Source organism: Amycolatopsis thermophila (assembly GCF_030814215.1).
In the GTDB taxonomy this organism is placed as follows: domain Bacteria; phylum Actinomycetota; class Actinomycetes; order Mycobacteriales; family Pseudonocardiaceae; genus Amycolatopsis_E; species Amycolatopsis_E thermophila.
The window spans coordinates 1,784,707-1,801,810 of the sequence record NZ_JAUSUT010000001.1 but is presented as its reverse complement, the minus strand read 5'-3'; the positions used below and the strand labels follow the sequence as shown (position 1 = coordinate 1,801,810).

General features: G+C 72.1%; 21 protein-coding genes. 18 read left to right on the top strand and 3 right to left on the bottom strand.

The annotated features are described in order from the left end of the window. The first annotated feature begins 13 nt into the window (after positions 1-13). The 3 genes from mshA to FB470_RS08780 all read left to right on the top strand — a co-directional run bounded on the left by mshA (position 14) and on the right by FB470_RS08780 (position 3,145). Positions 14-1,321, top strand: coding sequence for a D-inositol-3-phosphate glycosyltransferase (mshA, locus tag FB470_RS08790; protein ID WP_306990299.1), 1,308 nt, complete (start codon positions 14-16; stop codon positions 1,319-1,321). Next, positions 1,318-1,833: a type III secretion system chaperone family protein gene (locus tag FB470_RS08785; RefSeq protein ID WP_306990298.1), complete on the top strand. Its 516-nt coding sequence runs from the start codon at positions 1,318-1,320 to the stop codon at positions 1,831-1,833. Before mshA ends, FB470_RS08785 begins: the two co-directional genes overlap by 4 nt. Positions 1,834-2,404: 571 nt before the next feature. Beyond that, positions 2,405-3,145, top strand: a complete 741-nt coding sequence (locus FB470_RS08780) for a phosphoglyceromutase (protein WP_306990297.1) — start codon at positions 2,405-2,407, stop codon at positions 3,143-3,145. A 49-nt stretch (positions 3,146-3,194) separates the two neighbouring features. Here FB470_RS08780 and FB470_RS08775 read toward each other — a convergent pair whose 3' ends face one another. Continuing rightward, entirely contained in the window at positions 3,195-3,317 is a 123-nt protein-coding gene (locus FB470_RS08775) for a hypothetical protein (protein ID WP_306990295.1), read from the bottom strand. Then, complete coding sequence (locus FB470_RS08770) at positions 3,314-3,505, bottom strand: hypothetical protein (protein WP_306990294.1); 192 nt, start codon at positions 3,503-3,505, stop codon at positions 3,314-3,316. Before FB470_RS08770 ends, FB470_RS08775 begins: the two co-directional genes overlap by 4 nt. A 69-nt stretch (positions 3,506-3,574) precedes the next feature. On the opposite strand from FB470_RS08770, the gene FB470_RS08765 reads away from it, so the two are divergent. After that, positions 3,575-4,174: a TetR/AcrR family transcriptional regulator gene (locus FB470_RS08765; RefSeq protein ID WP_306990293.1), complete on the top strand. Its 600-nt coding sequence runs from the start codon at positions 3,575-3,577 to the stop codon at positions 4,172-4,174. Here FB470_RS08765 and FB470_RS08760 read toward each other — a convergent pair. Next, on the bottom strand, positions 4,160-4,795 hold the full coding sequence (locus tag FB470_RS08760; RefSeq protein WP_306990292.1) for a helix-turn-helix transcriptional regulator: 636 nt from the start codon (positions 4,793-4,795) through the stop codon (positions 4,160-4,162). The genes FB470_RS08765 and FB470_RS08760 overlap by 15 nt on opposite strands. A gap of 66 nt (positions 4,796-4,861) precedes the next feature. Between FB470_RS08760 and FB470_RS08755 the strand changes: the two genes are divergently transcribed. From FB470_RS08755 to FB470_RS08690, 14 genes are all read left to right on the top strand, one after another. After that, positions 4,862-5,752: an oxidoreductase gene (locus FB470_RS08755; protein WP_306990291.1), complete on the top strand. Its 891-nt coding sequence runs from the start codon at positions 4,862-4,864 to the stop codon at positions 5,750-5,752. Positions 5,753-5,859: 107 nt separating this feature from the next. Next, on the top strand, positions 5,860-7,077 hold the full coding sequence (locus FB470_RS08750) for a sensor histidine kinase (RefSeq protein WP_306990290.1): 1,218 nt from the start codon (positions 5,860-5,862) through the stop codon (positions 7,075-7,077). After that, positions 7,077-7,766 (top strand): response regulator transcription factor, encoded by a 690-nt coding sequence (locus FB470_RS08745; protein ID WP_306990288.1) that lies wholly within the window; start codon positions 7,077-7,079, stop codon positions 7,764-7,766. The genes FB470_RS08750 and FB470_RS08745 overlap by 1 nt, the downstream gene beginning before the upstream one ends. A gap of 66 nt (positions 7,767-7,832) precedes the next feature. Further along, positions 7,833-8,840 carry a Ppx/GppA family phosphatase gene (locus FB470_RS08740; RefSeq protein ID WP_306990287.1) on the top strand — a complete coding sequence of 336 codons (1,008 nt, stop codon included), beginning with the start codon at positions 7,833-7,835 and terminating at the stop codon, positions 8,838-8,840. Positions 8,841-8,928: 88 nt separating this feature from the next. Next, positions 8,929-10,533: a hypothetical protein gene (locus FB470_RS08735; protein WP_306990286.1), complete on the top strand. Its 1,605-nt coding sequence runs from the start codon at positions 8,929-8,931 to the stop codon at positions 10,531-10,533. Between the two features lie 7 nt (positions 10,534-10,540). Further along, on the top strand, positions 10,541-11,332 hold the full coding sequence (locus tag FB470_RS08730) for a sugar phosphate isomerase/epimerase family protein (RefSeq protein ID WP_370876454.1): 792 nt from the start codon (positions 10,541-10,543) through the stop codon (positions 11,330-11,332). A gap of 83 nt (positions 11,333-11,415) precedes the next feature. After that, positions 11,416-12,342 (top strand): proline dehydrogenase family protein, encoded by a 927-nt coding sequence (locus FB470_RS08725; RefSeq protein WP_306990284.1) that lies wholly within the window; start codon positions 11,416-11,418, stop codon positions 12,340-12,342. Continuing rightward, positions 12,339-13,166 (top strand): thioesterase family protein, encoded by an 828-nt coding sequence (locus FB470_RS08720; RefSeq protein WP_306990283.1) that lies wholly within the window; start codon positions 12,339-12,341, stop codon positions 13,164-13,166. Before FB470_RS08725 ends, FB470_RS08720 begins: the two co-directional genes overlap by 4 nt. Positions 13,167-13,212: 46 nt before the next feature. Next, positions 13,213-14,019, top strand: coding sequence for a pyrroline-5-carboxylate reductase (gene proC, locus FB470_RS08715; RefSeq protein WP_306990281.1), 807 nt, complete (start codon positions 13,213-13,215; stop codon positions 14,017-14,019). Between the two features lie 188 nt (positions 14,020-14,207). Beyond that, the gene (locus tag FB470_RS08710) at positions 14,208-14,420 is read left to right on the top strand and encodes a helix-turn-helix domain-containing protein (protein WP_179772322.1); all 213 of its coding nucleotides are present in this window, start codon (positions 14,208-14,210) and stop codon (positions 14,418-14,420) included. Positions 14,421-14,577: 157 nt separating this feature from the next. After that, positions 14,578-14,679, top strand: a complete 102-nt coding sequence (locus FB470_RS08705) for a 30S ribosomal protein bS22 (RefSeq protein WP_017986394.1) — start codon at positions 14,578-14,580, stop codon at positions 14,677-14,679. A gap of 189 nt (positions 14,680-14,868) precedes the next feature. Further along, positions 14,869-15,894, top strand: coding sequence for an NAD-dependent epimerase/dehydratase family protein (locus FB470_RS08700; protein WP_306990277.1), 1,026 nt, complete (start codon positions 14,869-14,871; stop codon positions 15,892-15,894). A 28-nt stretch (positions 15,895-15,922) separates the two neighbouring features. Then, positions 15,923-16,924, top strand: a complete 1,002-nt coding sequence (locus FB470_RS08695) for a lysophospholipid acyltransferase family protein (RefSeq protein WP_306990276.1) — start codon at positions 15,923-15,925, stop codon at positions 16,922-16,924. Positions 16,925-16,947: 23 nt separating this feature from the next. Beyond that, entirely contained in the window at positions 16,948-17,091 is a 144-nt protein-coding gene (locus FB470_RS08690; RefSeq protein WP_306990275.1) for a hypothetical protein, read from the top strand. Positions 17,092-17,104: the final 13 nt, after the last annotated feature.

Below are 17,104 nucleotides of genomic sequence, written 5' to 3'. Positions count from 1 at the left end.
GGGAGTGGACCAGGTGACGATCTCGCTGCGCGGATCACGACGGACGCAGACGATCTGGCCGCGCAGGGTCGCGGTGCTGTCGGTGCACACGTCGCCCCTGGAACAACCCGGCACCGGTGACGCCGGCGGGATGAACGTCTACATCACGCACACCGCGGTCGAGATGGCGCGGCGCGGGATCGCCGTCGAGGTGTTCACGCGCGCGACCTCGTCCGAGCAGCCGCCCGTCGCCGAGCTGGCGCCCGGCGTGCTGGTGCGGCACATCCCGGCGGGCCCGTTCGAGCCGCTCGGCCGCGACGAGCTGCCGGCCCAGCTGTGCGCGTTCACCTCCGGCGTGCTGCGGGCCGAGGCCTTCCACGAGCCGGGCTACTACGACCTGATCCACTCGCACTACTGGCTGTCCGGCCAGGTGGGGTGGCTCGCGCGGGACCGGTGGGGCGTGCCGCTGGTGCACACCGCGCACACGCTGGCGAAGGTCAAGAACGCCGCGCTCGCCGAGGGCGACAAGCCGGAGCCGCGGACGCGCGTCATCGGCGAGGAGCAGGTGGTCGCGGAGTCCGACCGGCTGGTCGCGAACACCCCGGTCGAGGCGCGGCAGCTGGTGGACCTGTACCGCGCGGACCCGGAGCGGGTGCACACGGTCGCGCCGGGCGTGGACCTGGACCGGTTCGTGCCCGGTTCACAGGCCGGTGCCCGCCGTCGGCTGGGGTTGCCACGGGATGCGGTGGTGCTGGCGTTCGCCGGCCGGATCCAGCCGTTGAAGGCGCCGGACGTGCTGCTGCACGCGGCGGCGTACCTGCTGGAGCGGCAGCCGGAGCTGCGGAGGCGGCTCGTCGTGCTGGTCGTCGGTGGTCCGTCCGGGACGGGTCTGGAGCAGCCGCAGGCTCTGCGTGAACTCGCGGTGTCGCTGGGTATCCAGGACGTGGTGCGGTTCCTGCCGCCACAGCCCGGCGAGCGGCTGGCGGAGGTGTACCGCGCCGCGGACGTGGTGGCGGTGCCGAGCTACAACGAGTCGTTCGGGCTGGTCGCGCTGGAGGCCCAGGCCTGCGGGACGCCGGTGGTGGCGGCCGAGGTCGGGGGTCTGCCGGTGGCGGTCGCACACGGCGTGTCCGGGCTGCTGGTGCCCTCGCACGGGGCGCGGGACTGGGCCGGCGCGCTGGCCAGTGTGGCGCTGCGGCCGGAGCGGCGGGCGGAGCTGGCGGAGAACGCGCTGGTCCACGCGCGGCGGTTCTCGTGGGCGCGCACCACGGACGCCCTGCTGGACACGTACGCGGCGGCCTCCCGCACGCTGGCCGCGCTGCACGAGGAGGTCGCGGTATGACGATCGACAAGGTCGTCCGGTCTGCGCTGGACCAGGCCGGGTTGTCCTACGACCGCAAGGACGAGGGCAAGTACTTCGTCACCTTGCCCGGCACGAAGAAGCTGCAGACCAACTGCTGGCTGATCGAGCGGGAGCACGCCTTCGCGGTGGAGGCGTTCGTGTGCCGCCGGCCGGACGAGAACCACGAGCAGGTGTACCGCTTCCTGCTGCGCCGCAACGCGAAGCTCTACGGCGTGCACTACACGGTGGACGCGCTCGGGGACATCTACCTGGTCGGGCGCTTCGGGCTGGACACGGTGACCGAGGAGGAGCTGGACAAGATCCTCGGGCAGGTCCTGGAAGCCGCGGACGGCGACTTCAACACCATTCTCGAGCTGGGCTTCGCGACGTCCATCAAGCGGGAATGGGACTGGCGCGTGAGCCGGGGCGAGAGCCTGGCGAACCTGCAGGCGTTCAAGCACCTCATCGAGCCGGAGCAGACCCACGAACCCGGCAGTTTGACGGACGACTGACAAGCACCGGCGCTGGTTCAAAACCGTCGCGCCCAGCGCCCGCCAAGGCGAGAAGCTCGCACCGTGGGGGTTTGGGGGGTCGCCCCCCAAAGACAATCGGCGAACGCCCGCCCGGCGGCGAGCGCAGCGAGCGCGCCGGAAGAGCGGGCGGAGCGGCTTGAGGGAGGGGGAGTCGCGAACTCAAGCCGCCCCGCGAACGCTCCCGCCGCTTCTGGACCCGGTGGCGAGGGGGAGTGCCAACGGGGCCGGCGGGGCCGCAGCCCGGCAGGGGGAGACAGGCTGCGGTCGTACCCCGCGTCCGGCTGGGGAGTGCGTGGAATTCCAGCCGAGCGGGACGTAAGCCAACTTGTCAGATGTCCACCAGTAATCACAAGACTACTGGTTACTCCGTTCGAGTGATTCTCACTGTCTGTGTTAACCGTATGCAGCAAGTGTCACTTTCCTCAGCGGTGTTCAATCAGCGAAAGAGTCGGCGCTGCGTCACCTACCGGGTGGTAACACACTGTGTGTAGAGGGGCTGCGACCTGGGGCGTTGCCCGGTCGCGCGCGGTGACGTGGCAGGCTGTCAACCATGGCCGAACTTGGGACGCTGGTGCTGCTCCGCCACGGGCAGAGCACCTGGAACGCCGAGAACCTGTTCACCGGCTGGGTCGACGTGCCCCTGTCCGAGCTCGGGCAGCAGGAGGCCCGCAAGGGTGGTGAGCTGCTCGCGGAGGCGGGGCTGCTGCCGGACGTCGTCCACACGTCGCTGCTGCGCCGCGCGATCTCCACCGCCAACATCGCGCTCGACGTCGCCGACCGGCACTGGATCGACGTGCGCCGCGACTGGCGGCTCAACGAGCGGCACTACGGCGCGCTCCAGGGCAAGAACAAGAAGCAGGTGCGCGACGAGTTCGGCGAGGAGCAGTTCATGCTCTGGCGCCGCTCGTACGACGTGCCGCCGCCCCCGATCGAGCGTGGCAGCGAGTTCAGCCAGGACACCGACCCCCGCTACGGGCCCGACGCGCCGCTCACCGAGTGCCTCAAGGACGTCGTCGCCCGGCTCCTGCCGTACTGGGACTCGGCGATCGTCCCCGACCTGCGCGCGGGCAAGACCGTGCTCGTCGCCGCGCACGGCAACTCGCTGCGCGCCCTGGTCAAGCACCTCGACGGCATCTCCGACGAGGACATCGCCGGCCTCAACATCCCGACCGGGATCCCCCTGCGCTACGACCTCGACGACAACCTCGAGCCGGTGACCCCCGGCGGTACCTACCTCGACCCGAAGGCCGCCGAGGAGGCCGCCGCCGCGGTCGCCAACCAGGGCCGCTGACGTAACCCCGGAAGCCCGGCTCCCCCCGGGGAGCCGGGCTTCCGCGCACTCAACGGCCGATCCGCCGCCACAGCACCACCGCGCCGGCTACGAACACCACGACCGCGCCGAGCGCGATCGCCCCCTTGATCACCAGGTCGGCGAGCAGGTGGTGCACCACCCCGGCGCTCATCGGCGACGCCGGTTCGCGATCTGCCGCGTGGCGAGCTCCGCCGCGGTCCGCGCCACCCGCCGCGCCTGATCACCCCGGCCCCGCCGGTGCAGCACGAGCACGACCGCGAACGCAACCAGGGCGATCGCCACCACCACGGCCGCGATCAGGGCGAACCGCACCAACAGCACGGTGAGCACCGTTTCCATGACCTGCCCCCTCCTTTATATCCCACTTGTGATAAATCGAAGTTAGCACAACTGTGATACAAAGACCAGGTGCCGAAGGTGGTGGATGCGGACAGCCGTCGCGCCGAGGTCGCCGACGCCCTGTTCCGGCTGGCCGTGCGCGAGGGGCTGCATCGGGTGTCGCTGCGGACCGTCGCGGTGGAGGCCGGGTTGAACGTCGGCTCGGTGCGGCACTACTTCGACAACCAGGCCGACCTGATGCGCTTCGCGATGCGGTCCGTGATCGACCGGGTGTCCGCACGCCTGACCGCCAAGGTCGAATCTCTCGGCGACGTCGGCGCGTTGTCCGCCGCCGAGCGCCGCGCGAAGCGGGTCGAGCTGCTCGCCGAGCTGCTGCCGCTCGACGACGTCCGGCGCGCGGAGGTGACGGTGTTCCTCGAGTTCGCCGGCGCGGCGCGCACCGACCCGGGCCTGGCGGACCTCGCCCGCGAGTCGGCGCTCGGCACCCGCGCACTGGTCCGCCGCGCCCTGACCGCGCTCGACCTGCCCGATCTCGACGCCGAGGTCGTGCGGTTGACGGCGTTGCTGGACGGCCTGAGCCTGGGCGGGGTGCTGCATCCGGACCTGTGGCCCGCCGACGCGACGCTGGCCGTGCTCCGCAACCACCTCGAGGCGCTAGACCAGTCCTAGTTCCCGCGCCCGAACCCCGGCCTGGAAGCGGGACGTCGCGCCGAGTGCGGACATCAGTTCGGCGACCCGCCGCCGGTAGGTGCGCACGCTCAGCCCCAGCGCTCGCGCCGCCGTCTCGTCCTTCGAACCGGTCGCCAGCTCGTCGAGGATCCGCGGGGCCAGCGCGCGCAGCTCGGCGAACCCGGCGTCGTACACAGCCAGGTCGGTGCCCGCGCGCCAGGCCGCGTTGAACAGCGACGTGACGCTGCTGATCACCTCGGGGCTGGTGATCACCGAGTAGCCGCGGTCCACGCCCACGACGTCGGCGGCGAGGATCGCGACCTTCTGGTCGAGCACGATCGTCTCGTTGATCTCGTCCCGCGTGATCCGGATCCGGGCGCCCAGCCGTTCCCGCTCGCGCAGGTGCGCCACGCCGCCGGCCTGCAGCAGCGACGCGGGCCGGTACAGCTTCCGCACGGTCCGGCCGGTCATGTCCTGCCGGCCCGTGGGCACCTGGTGCGCGGCCGCCCACGTGTGCAGGTCGTTGGCCGCGCAGAAGACCTCCCGCGCCGACGCGAACAGGTGGGCCGTCCGCGCGAACAACTCGGTTTCGCCCCTGATCAGGACGCCCGCAGACTCCATGACGACCAGTGTGGCAGCAAGTTGCCAATCGCGGACGAGCCGAGCGGACCGGACCAACCTGGAGTCATGACCGAAACGATCAACGCCGGCGCGGCCGGCACCTGGCAGCTGGGCGACCTCACCGTGAACCGCATGGGCTACGGCGCGATGCGGCTGGCCATCTCCGGTGGCGGCCGGATCGACCGCGACCAGGCCATCGCCGTCCTGCGCCGCGCCGTCGAGCTGGGCGTCAACCACATCGACACCGCCGCCTTCTACTTCTCGCCGCTGCGCTCGGTCAACGAGCTGATCAGCACCGCGCTCAACCCCTACCCCGACGACCTGGTGATCACCACGAAGGTCGGTCCCGTGCGCGGGCCCGACGGCGAGGTCCTGCCGGAGGCCCGGCCCGAGCAGCTGCGCCTGCAGGTCGAGGAGAACATCCGCCAGCTCGGCCGCGACCACCTGGACGTCGTCAACCTGCGCATCGGCGCGACGCTGGACCGCGGCTCCGGGTCGCTCGCCGACCGGTTCGGCGCGCTCGCCGAGCTGCGGCAGAAGGGCCTGATCCGGCACCTGGGCATCTCCAACGTCACCCCGGAGCACCTGGCCGAGGCGCAGGACATCGCCCCGGTGGTGTGCGTGCAGAACCAGTACGGCCTCACCGCGCGCCGCGAGGACGACGACTTCGTCCGCCTCTGCGCCGAGCAGAAGGTCGCGTTCGTGCCGTTCTTCGCCATCGCCAGCGGCGCCGAGGACGAGACGGTGGCGGCGATCGCGCGGGACCACGGCGTCAGCCCGGCGCAGGTGCGGCTCGCGTGGACCCTCCACCAGGGTCCGAACGTGCTCGCCATCCCGGGCACGGGCAGCGTCGGCCACCTCGAGGAGAACATCGCCGCCGGATCGCTGCGGCTGTCCGAAGAGGAGCTCGCGCGTCTCGACGGGGTGAACGGTCACGGGCCGGCGCTGGGTGAGTAAACGCAGGTTGAACCGGGTGCGAACACGGGGCGTGAAGGTGTCACGGCAATCACGAGAAGGCAGCCAGGACTAGGCCAAACGGTCACCTCCATGCTTACGATTCACCCGTGAGTGCGCCCGGTGCGGTCCTGCTGGCCGTCGGCTGTCTGCTGGTCGGCCTGGTCGCCGGTTTCCTCGTTCCGCAGGTGCGGAAACGGCGGGCTCAGCGGCGGCCGTCCGGTCCCACCGTCGCCGAACTGCTGCTCCGGCTGGTGCGCTCGTCGAACAACGGCATCCTGGTGCTCAACCGCTTCGGCGACCTGGTGCTGTTCAACCGTCGCGCCGAGGCGCTCGGACTGGTGCAGGCCAATCGTGCCGACCCGCGCGCGCGGGTCGCGGCCGAGCAGGTCGAGGAGACCGGCGACGCGATCGAGATCGACCTGTCGCCGCTGGAGGCCCGCGGCCGCCAGCCGGAGGCCGTGGTCGCCGAGATCCGGCCGCTGGGCGAGGGGTTCACGGTCGTCGAGGCGGTCGACCACTCGGAGGCGGCCCGGCTGGAGGCCGTCCGGCGCGATTTCGTCGCCAACGTCAGCCACGAGCTGAAGACGCCGGTCGGCGCGATCGCGCTGCTCGCCGAGGCGGTGCTGGACGCGGCCGAGGACGTCGAGGAGGTGCGCCGCTTCGGCGGCAAGATCCTGCACGAGTCGACCCGACTGGGCACGCTGGTCAGCGAGCTCATCGCGCTGTCGCGCCTGCAGGGCGCCGAGCGGCTGCCCGACCTGAACGTGGTCGAGGTCGATGCGGTGGTGCGCGAGGCGCTGGGCCGCACCCGGCTCTCCGCCGAATCGCGCGAAATCGAGATCACCACCGACGAGCCGAGCGGCCTGCTCGTCGAGGGCGACCGGACGCTCCTGGTGACGGCGTTGTCGAACCTGCTCGACAACGCCGTCAACTACTCCTCGCCGGGCAGCCCGGTGTCGATCAGCCGCCGGCTGTCCGGCGGCCTGGTCGAGATCGCCGTGACCGACCGCGGCATCGGCATCGCCGAGGAGGACCAGCAGCGCGTCTTCGAACGCTTCTACCGCGCGGACAAGGCGCGCTCGCGCGCCACCGGCGGAACGGGACTCGGCCTGGCCATCGTCAAGCACGTCGCCGCCAACCACGGTGGCGAGGTGAAGCTGTGGAGCAGGCCGGGCACGGGATCGACGTTCACACTGCGGATCCCGATGCACCAGTCCGGGCGCAACGGGGACGGAACCCCCGAAGCCCGCGACAAACACACCCCCACGCAGCTGTCGCGGCTCGTGACCGCCGCCAAGGACGGCCGGACCCAGGGAGGAAAGTAGTGACGAGAGTGCTCATCGTCGAGGACGAGGAGTCGTTCGCCGACCCGTTGGCCTTCCTGCTCCGCAAGGAGGGTTTCACGGCCGCGGTCGCCACCACCGGCCAGCAGGCCCTGGACGAGTTCGACCGCAACGGCGCCGACATCGTCCTGCTCGACCTCATGCTCCCGGGCATGAGCGGCACCGACGTCTGCAAGCAGCTGCGGCAGCGCTCGGCCGTGCCGGTGATCATGGTGACCGCGCGGGACAGCGAGATCGACAAGGTCGTGGGGCTCGAGCTGGGCGCCGACGACTACGTCACCAAGCCGTACTCGGCGCGTGAGCTGATCGCGCGCATCCGCGCGGTCCTGCGCCGCGGCGGGGAGACCGGCGGCGACGGCGAGCTGGCGCCGCTGGTGCTGGCGGCCGGCCCGGTGCGGATGGACGTCGAGCGGCACGTGGTCACGGTCGACGGCGACGAGGTGTCGTTGCCGCTCAAGGAGTTCGACCTGCTCGAGTACCTGCTGCGCAACGTGGGCCGGGTGCTCACCCGCGGCCAGCTGATCGACCGGGTGTGGGGCGCGGACTACGTCGGCGACACCAAGACGCTCGACGTCCACGTCAAGCGGCTGCGCTCGAAGATCGAGCCCGACCCCGGCTCGCCGCGCCACCTGGTCACCGTGCGCGGTCTGGGGTACAAGTTCGAGTCCTGACAAGCAGAGGTGGCCAATCCGGCACTTTGCGGCCGCACACGAGGTGGCCCGGTACCGTAGGGCTTTGTGCGCCTAGGGGTCCTCGACGTCGGTTCGAACACCGTCCACCTGCTGGTGGTGGACGCGCACCGTGGTGCGCACCCGACGCCGATGCACTCCGAGAAGACCGTGCTGCGGCTGGCCGAGCAGATCACCAGGAACAACCACCTCTCCAAGCAGGGTGCCCAGGCGCTGCTCGAGGCCGTCGAGAGCGCGAAGGCCGCCGCCGCGAAGCTCGGCTGCGAGGAGCTGATGGCGTTCGCCACCTCGGCGGTGCGCGACGCCGACAACGGCAACGACGTGCTGCGGAAGGTCGCCGACGAGACCGGTGTCGACCTGACCGTGCTGTCCGGGGTTGACGAGGCGCGGTTGACTTTCCTCGCGGTCCGCCGCTGGTTCGGCTGGTCGGCGGGCCGGTTGCTCGTGCTCGACATCGGGGGCGGTTCGCTGGAAGTCGCGATGGGCATCGACGAGGAGCCGGAGCTCGCCGAGTCACTGCCGCTCGGCGCCGGCCGCATCACGCGCACCCGGTTCGCCCACGACCCGCCGACCCGGTCCGAGCTGGTGGCGACCTCGGCGTGGCTGGAGGACCAGCTGGCCCCGCTGGCGAAACGGGTCGCCAAGCTGGGCACGCCGGACCGTGTGGTGGCGACCTCGAAGACCTTCCGCTCGCTGGCCAGGCTGACCGGGGCGGCTCCCTCCGCAGCCGGTCCCCGGGTACGCCGTACCCTGTCCCAAACCGCACTGCGGCAGCTCATCGCGTTCATCTCCCGGATGGAGGCGGCCGACCTCGCCGAACTGGAGGGGGTCAGCGCGAGCCGGGCGCACCAGCTGGCCGGGGGCGCCCTGGTGGCCCAGGCTGCGATGCGGGCGTTGTCGCTGGAAGAACTGGAGATCTGTCCCTGGGCGCTGCGAGAGGGCGTCATCCTGCGGCGACTCGATCACTCCAACGGTGACGAGGCGACTGTTCGCCGCGGCAAAACCACCGGTGACAGCAACCGGCTGGACCTCGGTGAGCTCGATCAGGCACGGTGAAAGGCGGAAGGATGCGTAAGGCGGTGGTGGGCGTGTGCGGTACACGAGCCCGCGTCTTGTGGCCCTACGCGCTGGTTGGGATGACACGATGAGCCGAGAGAGCCGGGAAGACCGCTCGCAGAAGACCGTCGCCGAGCTGCTCGCCCTGCACGGCGGGAACATCGAGGGCCGGCGGCGTCGCCGGCGCGCGGCCGACGACGAGGACGTGGCGCCGGAGGAGAACGACGGCCCGCGCCGGGCCCGTGACGTCACGGAGACCGGTCCGCAGGCGATCATCGACCGGGTGCGCGCCAACGGTGCGCCGCCGCCCGCGAACGGTGCGCCGCCGGCCGGCCGCAACGGCGGACGTCGTGCGATGCCCGACTCGCCGGGTCGCCAGGACTCGGGCGGGTTCCGCCGCCCGGAGCCCGGCCCGCCGCCGGTGCCCCCCGGTCCGCCCGTACCCCCGGCCGTTCCCCCTGGTCAGCAGAGCTCCGCGGCCATGCCGCGGCCGGTCCCGCCGCCGGAGAACCCGGGCCAGCAGAGCTCGGCGGCCCTCCCGCGGCCGGTGCCGCCCGAGGCGCCGGGTCAGCAGGGCCCGCCCGCGATGCCCCGGCCCGACAACGGCGTGCTGCCGCGCCGCGGCCAGCAGGACTCGGGCGGGTTCGCGCGCCCGAACACCGGCGCCCTGCCGCCCCCGCCGCAAGAGTCGATGCCGCTGCGGCGCCCGCACCCGCAGGACTCGGGCTTCCTGCGCCGCCCGCCCCAGGAGTCGGGCGCACTGCCGCTGCCGCCGCAGGAGTCGGGTGCGCTGCCGGTGCCGCCGCCCGCGGACGCGGCCCCACCGCCGTTGCGCCGCCGGCCGGCCGAGGAGACCGCGACCGGGCTGTCCGCCCGTCTGGACGGCCTCGACGCGCCGGTCGACCCGGACGTGCCGCCCACCGGCGGCCGCGCCACCGGGACCTTCCCGCCGCCGCGCCGTCCCCGGCGCGCCCCGGCGCGGGTCACCCCGCCGCCGGACCCCAGCACGGAACAGTTCGAGCCGGTCGGCGAGGTCACGCCGCCGGCGGACCCGCTTCCCGACGGTCCGCCCGCCGGCCTGGCCGCCCCGCCCGCGGGGCTGCAGCGGTGGCGCCGCCGCCGCGACGAGGTCCAGAACGAGGACACCGAGGTCGGCATCATGCCGCCGGTGCCGGCCGCGGGCGAGCACCCGTCCGGGTTCGCGTCCCCGCCGCCGTTCGCGCCGGGCCGCCCGCCGCAGCAGGACGAGCCCGACCTCGAGGCCACCGGGTTCCACGACCCGTTCGCCGACGAGGACAACGACGTCGACGAGTTCGGCGACTTCGGCCCCGCCGAGGAGGCCGCCGGGGAGTCGTTCGACTACGAGGACGAGCCCGAGGACGCCGACGCCGAGCCCGCCGGGACGAAGGCCGGCCGGGACACCGAGCCGTCGCCGGCGAAGCAGTGGCTGTCGATGGCGGGCCAGCTCGCCGCCGGTGTCGTCGGTGGTGCCGCGGTGTGGCTCGGCTTCAACTGGCTGTGGGGCCAGATCCCGGCCGCGGCGCTGATCGCCGCGCTGGTCGTGATCGTCGGGCTGGTGTGGATCGTGCGGCGCATCCGCCGCGCGGACGACATCCAGACCACCGTGCTCGCGGTGCTGGTCGGTCTCGTGGTGACCGTCTCGCCCGCGGCGTTGCTGTTGTTGTCGAGGTAGTGCGAGCGTGCCTGTACCGATCGGTCTGTCCACCGCGTCGGTCTGGCCGTTGCGGGCCGGCGCCGGGTTCGAGCTGGCCCACCGGCTGGGCTACGACGGCGTCGAGGTGATGGTCTGGGTCGACCCGCTCAGCCAGGACGTCGGCGCGCTGCGGCGGTTGTCCCGGGAAACCGGCGTGCGGGTGCTGTCCGTGCACTCGCCGTCGCTGCTGATCACGCAGCGGGTGTGGTCGCCCGACCCCGTGGTCCGGCTCCGGCGCAGCGTCGAGGCGGCCATCGAGCTGGACGCGCGCACGGTCGTCGTGCACCCGCCGTTCCGGTGGCAGCGCCGCTACGGCGACATGTTCGCCGACCTGGTGGCCGAGCTGGAGGACGAGACCGGCGTCGAGATCGCGGTCGAGAACATGTTCAAGGTCCGGCCGCCGGGTGGCCGCCGCGACGCGCGCGTGTCGGCGTTCCGGCCGTCGATCGACCCCACGGAGGTCGGGTACCGCCACTACACGCTCGACCTGTCGCACAGCGCGGCGGCGGGCATGGACGCGATGGACCTCGCCGACCGGATGGGACCCGGGCTCACCCACGTGCACCTGGCCGACGGGACGGGTGTCCCGAAGGACGAGCACCTCGTCCCGGGCCGCGGCACACAGCCGTGCGCCGAGCTCCTGGAGAAGCTGGTCGCGGCCTCGTTCACCGGACAGGTGGTTCTCGAGGTCAACACGCGCCGGGCGGTGAGCGCGGCGGACCGCGCCCGCGATCTGGCCGAAGCCCTGCTGTTCGCCCGCTTCCACCTGGGCCAGTGACGGTCGTTACAAGATCAACTTTGTTCGTCCCGCGCCGCGGCGGATCATGGGCTTCCGATAGATGAACACGTAAAGTTTCTGTCGTGAACCCGCTGCGCTCGCTGATCCTCGCCGCCGCCGGAAGCGAGGTGGTCCGAAACCTCGTGGCGACCACGCCGGGAACCTCCGGGGTCGTCGAGCGATTCGTCGCCGGGCGCACGGTGGCCGACGCGGTCACCTGCGTGGGGCGGCTGGTGGACGACGGGCTCTGGGTGACGCTCGACCACCTCGGCGAGGACGTGACCGAGCCGGGCCACGCCGAGGGGACCGTGCAGACCTACCTGGCGCTGCTGGACCGGCTCTACGACGAGGGCCTGTCCGCACGGGTCGAGGTGAGCGTCAAGCTGTCCGCGCTCGGCCTGCGGCTCGACGAGCGGCTCGCCCTGGACAACGCCTACCGGGTGTGCGCGGCGGCCGAGCAGTGCGGCACCACCGTCACGCTCGACATGGAGGACCACACCACCACCGATGCGACCCTGCGCGCCCTCACCGAGCTGCGCCGCACCTGGCCGTGGGTGGGCGGGGTGGTCCAGGCCTACCTGCGGCGCACCGAGGACGACGTGCGGGCGCTCGCGGTGGCGGACTCGCGCATCCGGTTGTGCAAGGGCGCCTACGCCGAGCCGGACGACGTGGCGTTCTCGCGCGCCCACGAGGTCGACCTCGGGTATGTCCGCTGCGCGAACCTGCTGCTGGCCGGTGACGGTTACCCGATGTTCGCCACCCACGACCCGCGGTTGATCGCGATCCTCGCCGAACGCGCCCGCTGGTACGGCCGCAAGCAGGGCAGTTACGAGTACCAGATGCTGTACGGCGTGCGGCCCGACGAGCAGCGGCGCCTGGCCGCCGAGGGGGAGACAGTGCGGGTTTACGTGCCCTTCGGGGAGCACTGGTACGCCTACCTGATGCGGCGGCTGGCCGAACGGCCCGCGAACCTGGCCTTCTTCCTCCGCGCGCTGGTCAGCCGTTCGTGAGCGCGGTGGAGGTACCGGACCCCAGGGCCTTCGAGGTGGCCTGCGCGGTCCGGTCGCTGGGAGACGGCACGCTGACCGCGGACCTGCGGCACGAGTGGTCCATCGGTGGCCACCCGCACGGGGGGTTCCTGATGGCGTTGATCGCCCGCGCCGCGCTGGCGATCCTGACCGAGCGCGGTGAACCCTCGACCGACCCGCTCGCGGTGAGCGCCGAGTTCCTGCGCCCACCCGCGGTCGGCCCGGCCCTGCTGCGCACGGACATCCGCAAGGTGGGCCGCCGCGCGACGGTCGTGTCGGTGCGCCTGGAGCAGCGCGGGCGCAGCTGCGTCGAGGCGATGGTCACCGCCGGGCGGCTGCCCGCCCGCCGCGCCGAGTGGACCGACCTGCCCCAGATGCCGGCCGAGCCACCGCCGCGGGCGATCCACCTGACCGGCGAAACTTCGGAGGGCGCGTTCAACCTGTCCAAGGGCTGCGAGGTGCGGATCGATCCGGCGACGGCGGGCTACCTGGCCGGCCGCCACGGCGACCCGCCCCGGCTCCGGTTGTGGGTCAAGCCGCGCCACTCCCTGCCGGACCCCTACTTCGCCCTGCTCGCGGCCGACATCAACCCGCCCGTGGTGTTCAACCTGGGACGGCTCGGCTGGGCGCCGACGACCCAGATGACGGCCCTCGTGCGGGCCCGCCCGGCGCCGGGCTGGCTGCGGGTGCAGGTCGACTGCCGCACCGTGCAGGAGTCGTGGTTCGACTCGGACGCCACGGTGATCGACTCGGCCGGACGGCTCGTCTGCCAGGCCAGGCAGCTGGCACTGGCGCCCGCGCCCTGACGCCCCTCCCGAAGTGGGGCCCGGAGCGCTTTGGCACGCTGGTGGCATGACGGTGACTGCGGTTCTGGGTGCGGGAAAGATCGGTGAGGCGCTGCTGGCGGGCCTGCTGCAGGGCGGTCGCGGCCCGGAGGAGCTGCTGTTCACCGAGCGGCACCCGGAGCGCGCCGCGGAGCTGACCGAGCGGTACGGCATCGCCGGGGTCGAGGTCGGTGAGGCGGCCAAACGGGCCGACGTGCTGGTCGTCGCGGTCAAGCCGCAGGACATCGAGCCCGTGCTGGCCGAGCTGGCGCCCCTGGTGGGGCCGGGCTCCCTGGTCGTGTCGCTGTGCGCGGGGCTGCCCACCAGCCTGTACGAGCGGCGGCTGCCCGACGGCGTACCGGTCGTGCGGGTGATGCCGAACACGCCGATGGTCGTCGGCGAGGCCATGAGCGCCGTGTCGCCCGGCAGGTACGCGACCCCCGAGCACGTCGCGCTGGTGAAGGAGATGCTGGCGACCGTCGGGGAGGTCGTCGAGGTGCCCGAGTCGCAGCAGGACGCGGTCACCGCGCTGTCCGGGTCCGGTCCGGCGTACTTCTTCTTCCTGGTCGAGGCCATGATCGACGCCGGCATCCTGCTCGGCCTGCCGCGCGCGGTGGCCGAGAAGCTGATCATCCAGTCCGCCGTGGGTGCGGCGAAGATGCTCGCCGAGACCTCCGAGCACCCGGTCATCCTCCGCGAGGCCGTCACCTCGCCCGCCGGCACCACGATCAACGCCATCCGGGAACTGGAGAAGCACGGCGTCCGGGCCGCGCTGCTGGCCGCCATCGAGGCCGCGCGGGACCGTTCCGTGGAACTCGGCAAGGCGCACGAATAAGGCCTGCGCACCGCCCCTGACTAGGCCGAACGGACGCCACCGTCCGGGCACTTTCGCGGGAAAGTACCGGCCGGCCGTCGCATTGGTCCCAGGTGTCCCGCTACCCTCAAGGGTGAAGCACGTGCGTGTCGGTACCGCCCGGTGGGGAAGCCGAGCGGCACGACACGTGTCGAAGGGCACGGTGACGTATGCCGTCGAACAACAAGGACGTGCCCGCAGTCGGGCAGGTCCAGTTCCTGACGGTCGCCGAGGTGGCCACGCTGATGCGGGTCTCCAAGATGACCGTCTACCGGCTCGTGCACTCGGGCGAGCTACCGGCCGTACGCGTCGGCAAGTCGTTCCGGGTGCCCGAGAAGGCAGTCCACGAATACCTGGAGAGCGCCTACTTCGACGTGGGTTGACGCTCCGCGGCGTCGGAAGAACGCACTAGGCCGGGGGCCCGCGCTCACGCGCGGGCCCGCCCGGTAACCTTGAAGACCGCTCGTGCCTGTAGCGCTTCAACTCTTTGGACGTTGCGCTGGGCAGCGTGTGAAGAAGACGAACCGTGAAGGAGCACCCGTGGGCTCGGTGATCAAAAAGCGCCGCAAGCGCATGTCCAAGAAGAAGCACCGCAAGCTGCTGCGCCGGACGCGGATGCAGCGTCGCAAGCAGGGCAAGTAAGCCCTCGGTGCACCACTGCCCACGCGGCCCGTCCGGATCACCGGGCGGGCCGCGCGCATTCGGGCGATCCGTACGAAAGTCCCTGACCTGGGTTAACAGCGTGTGAGGGCTCCTGACTCGGGCCAGGTTCCGGGGTAGCATCGGCGACTGCCGCGAACACCACATCCCACACCCTTGTCAGGGGGTTTCATGGCGTCCAACGTCGTGCTGGTCACCGGGGTCGGCGGCGAACTCGGAGGCAGGCTGCTGGTACGGCTGGGCAACAACCCGGACCTCGAGCGGGTCATCGGCGTCGACACCGCGCCGCCGCCCCGGAAGATCCTCCAGCGCCTCGGGCACGCCGAGTTCGTCCGGGCCGACATCCGCAACCCGCTGATCGCGAAGGTCATCGACACCGCCGGGGTCGACACCGTCGTGCACTGCTCGACCACCGTGCACCCGGCGGGCCCCGCCCGCCGCCCGGCGATCAAGGAAGTCAACGTCATCGGCACCATGCGCCTGCTCGCGGCCTGCCAGCGCGCGCCGAAGGTGCGCAAGCTCGTCGTGAAGTCCACCGCCGCGGTGTACGGCGCGGGGCCCCGCTCGCCGGCCGTCTTCACCGAGGACTCCGAGCTCATCCCGGCCTCCTCCAGCGGCTACGCCAAGGACGCCGTCGAGATGGAGGGTTACGTGCGCGGCCTGGCCCGCCGCCGGCCGGACCTCACCATCACCACCACCCGCTTCACCAACGTCATCGGGCCGGACGTGGACACCGTCCTGGCCCGCTACTTCGCGCTCCCCGTGGTGCCGACCGTGCTCGGGTACGACGCGCGGCTGCAGCTGCTCCACTCCTCGGACGCGCTGGCGATCCTGGAGCGGGCGACCCTGGAGGACAAGCCGGGCGTGTTCAACGCCGGCGGCGACGGGGTACTCACACTGTCGCAAGCGATCCGGCGCGCGGGCCGGGTCGAGCTGCCGGTCCCGCGGGCCATGGTGGGAACGGTGGCCAAGATGCTGCGTGGCGCGAGGGTGGACTTCTCGCCGGACCAGGTGCGCCTGCTCAACTACGGGCGCGTCGTCGACACGACCCGGCTGACCGAGGTGTTCGGCTACCGGCCGCGGTGGTCCAGCGAGGCGGCCTTCGACGACTACGTCACCGGGCGCGGGTTGCGTCCCGTGCTCGACGGTGACCAGCTGGCCGGTGCGGCCGGCAAGCTGCTGGCGGCAATCCGATGACCAGAGAGAGGAAAGCGGGGCAAGACCAGTGACGACCAGCGGCGTGGAAGCTCAGGTCATCCCCCTCCACGCACCCGGCCGCGAGAAGCCGGTGGACGTTCCGCCCACGGCCGGGCAAACTCCCGCCGACGCTCCCGTCGTGGCGTTCCCGGCGAAGAGCGCGCCGCCCGAGGAGACGCCCGCCCCGCAGGCGGACCCGGACCCGGTGGCGCGGCTGCTCGGGTTCCTGCGCAACCGGCTGACCGGCCACTACGCGGTCGACGAGTTCGGGTTCGACCGCGAGCTGACCGACACCCTCGTCCTGCCGCCGTTGCGGCTGCTGTACGAGAAGTACTTCCGGGTGAGCACGCACGGCGTGCAGAACCTGCCGTCCGAGGGTGGCGGGCTGATCGTGTGCAACCACTCCGGCACGTTGCCGCTGGACGCGGTGATGACCGCGATCGCGGTGCACGACGAGACGCCGGACCACCGGCACCTGCGGATGCTCGGCGCGGACCTGGTGTTCCAGACGCCGCTGCTGGGGGCGCTGGCGCGCAAGACCGGCCAGACGCTGGCCTGCGCGGCCGACGCCGAGCGGCTGCTGTGCTCGGGCGAGCTGGTGGGCGTGTGGCCGGAGGGCTTCAAGGGCATCGGCAAGCCGTTCTCGGCGCGGTACCGGCTGCAGCGGTTCGGCCGCGGTGGGTTCGTGTCGGCGGCGCTGCGGACGCGGGTGCCGATCATCCCGTGCTCGATCGTCGGCGCGGAGGAGATCTACCCGAAGATCGGCGACCTGAAGCCGCTGGCCCGGCTGCTGGGGTTGCCGTACCTCCCGGTGACACCCTTCTTCCCGCTGCTCGGGCCGCTCGGCGCGATCCCGCTGCCGACGAAGTGGCACATCGAGTTCGGGGAGCCCATCCGCACCGACTCCTACTCGGAGGAGGACCTCGACGACCCGATGCTGGTGTTCTCGCTGACCGACCAGGTGCGCGAGTCCATCCAGACGGCGCTGTACCGGCGGCTCGCGCACCGGCGTAGCCCGTTCAAGGACTGACGCCCGCATGCCACGATGGTGGCATGGACTTGATCAGGCGGATGGGGTACGCGGTGGGCCGCGTGGTGGGCGGAACGCTGCGACTGGTCAACGCGATCACCGGCATCCCCGCCGGCGGGTGGACACAGAGCCGCCACGGGAACGCCCGCGACCAGCGGCGCCGGTAGGGCACGGCCCGGC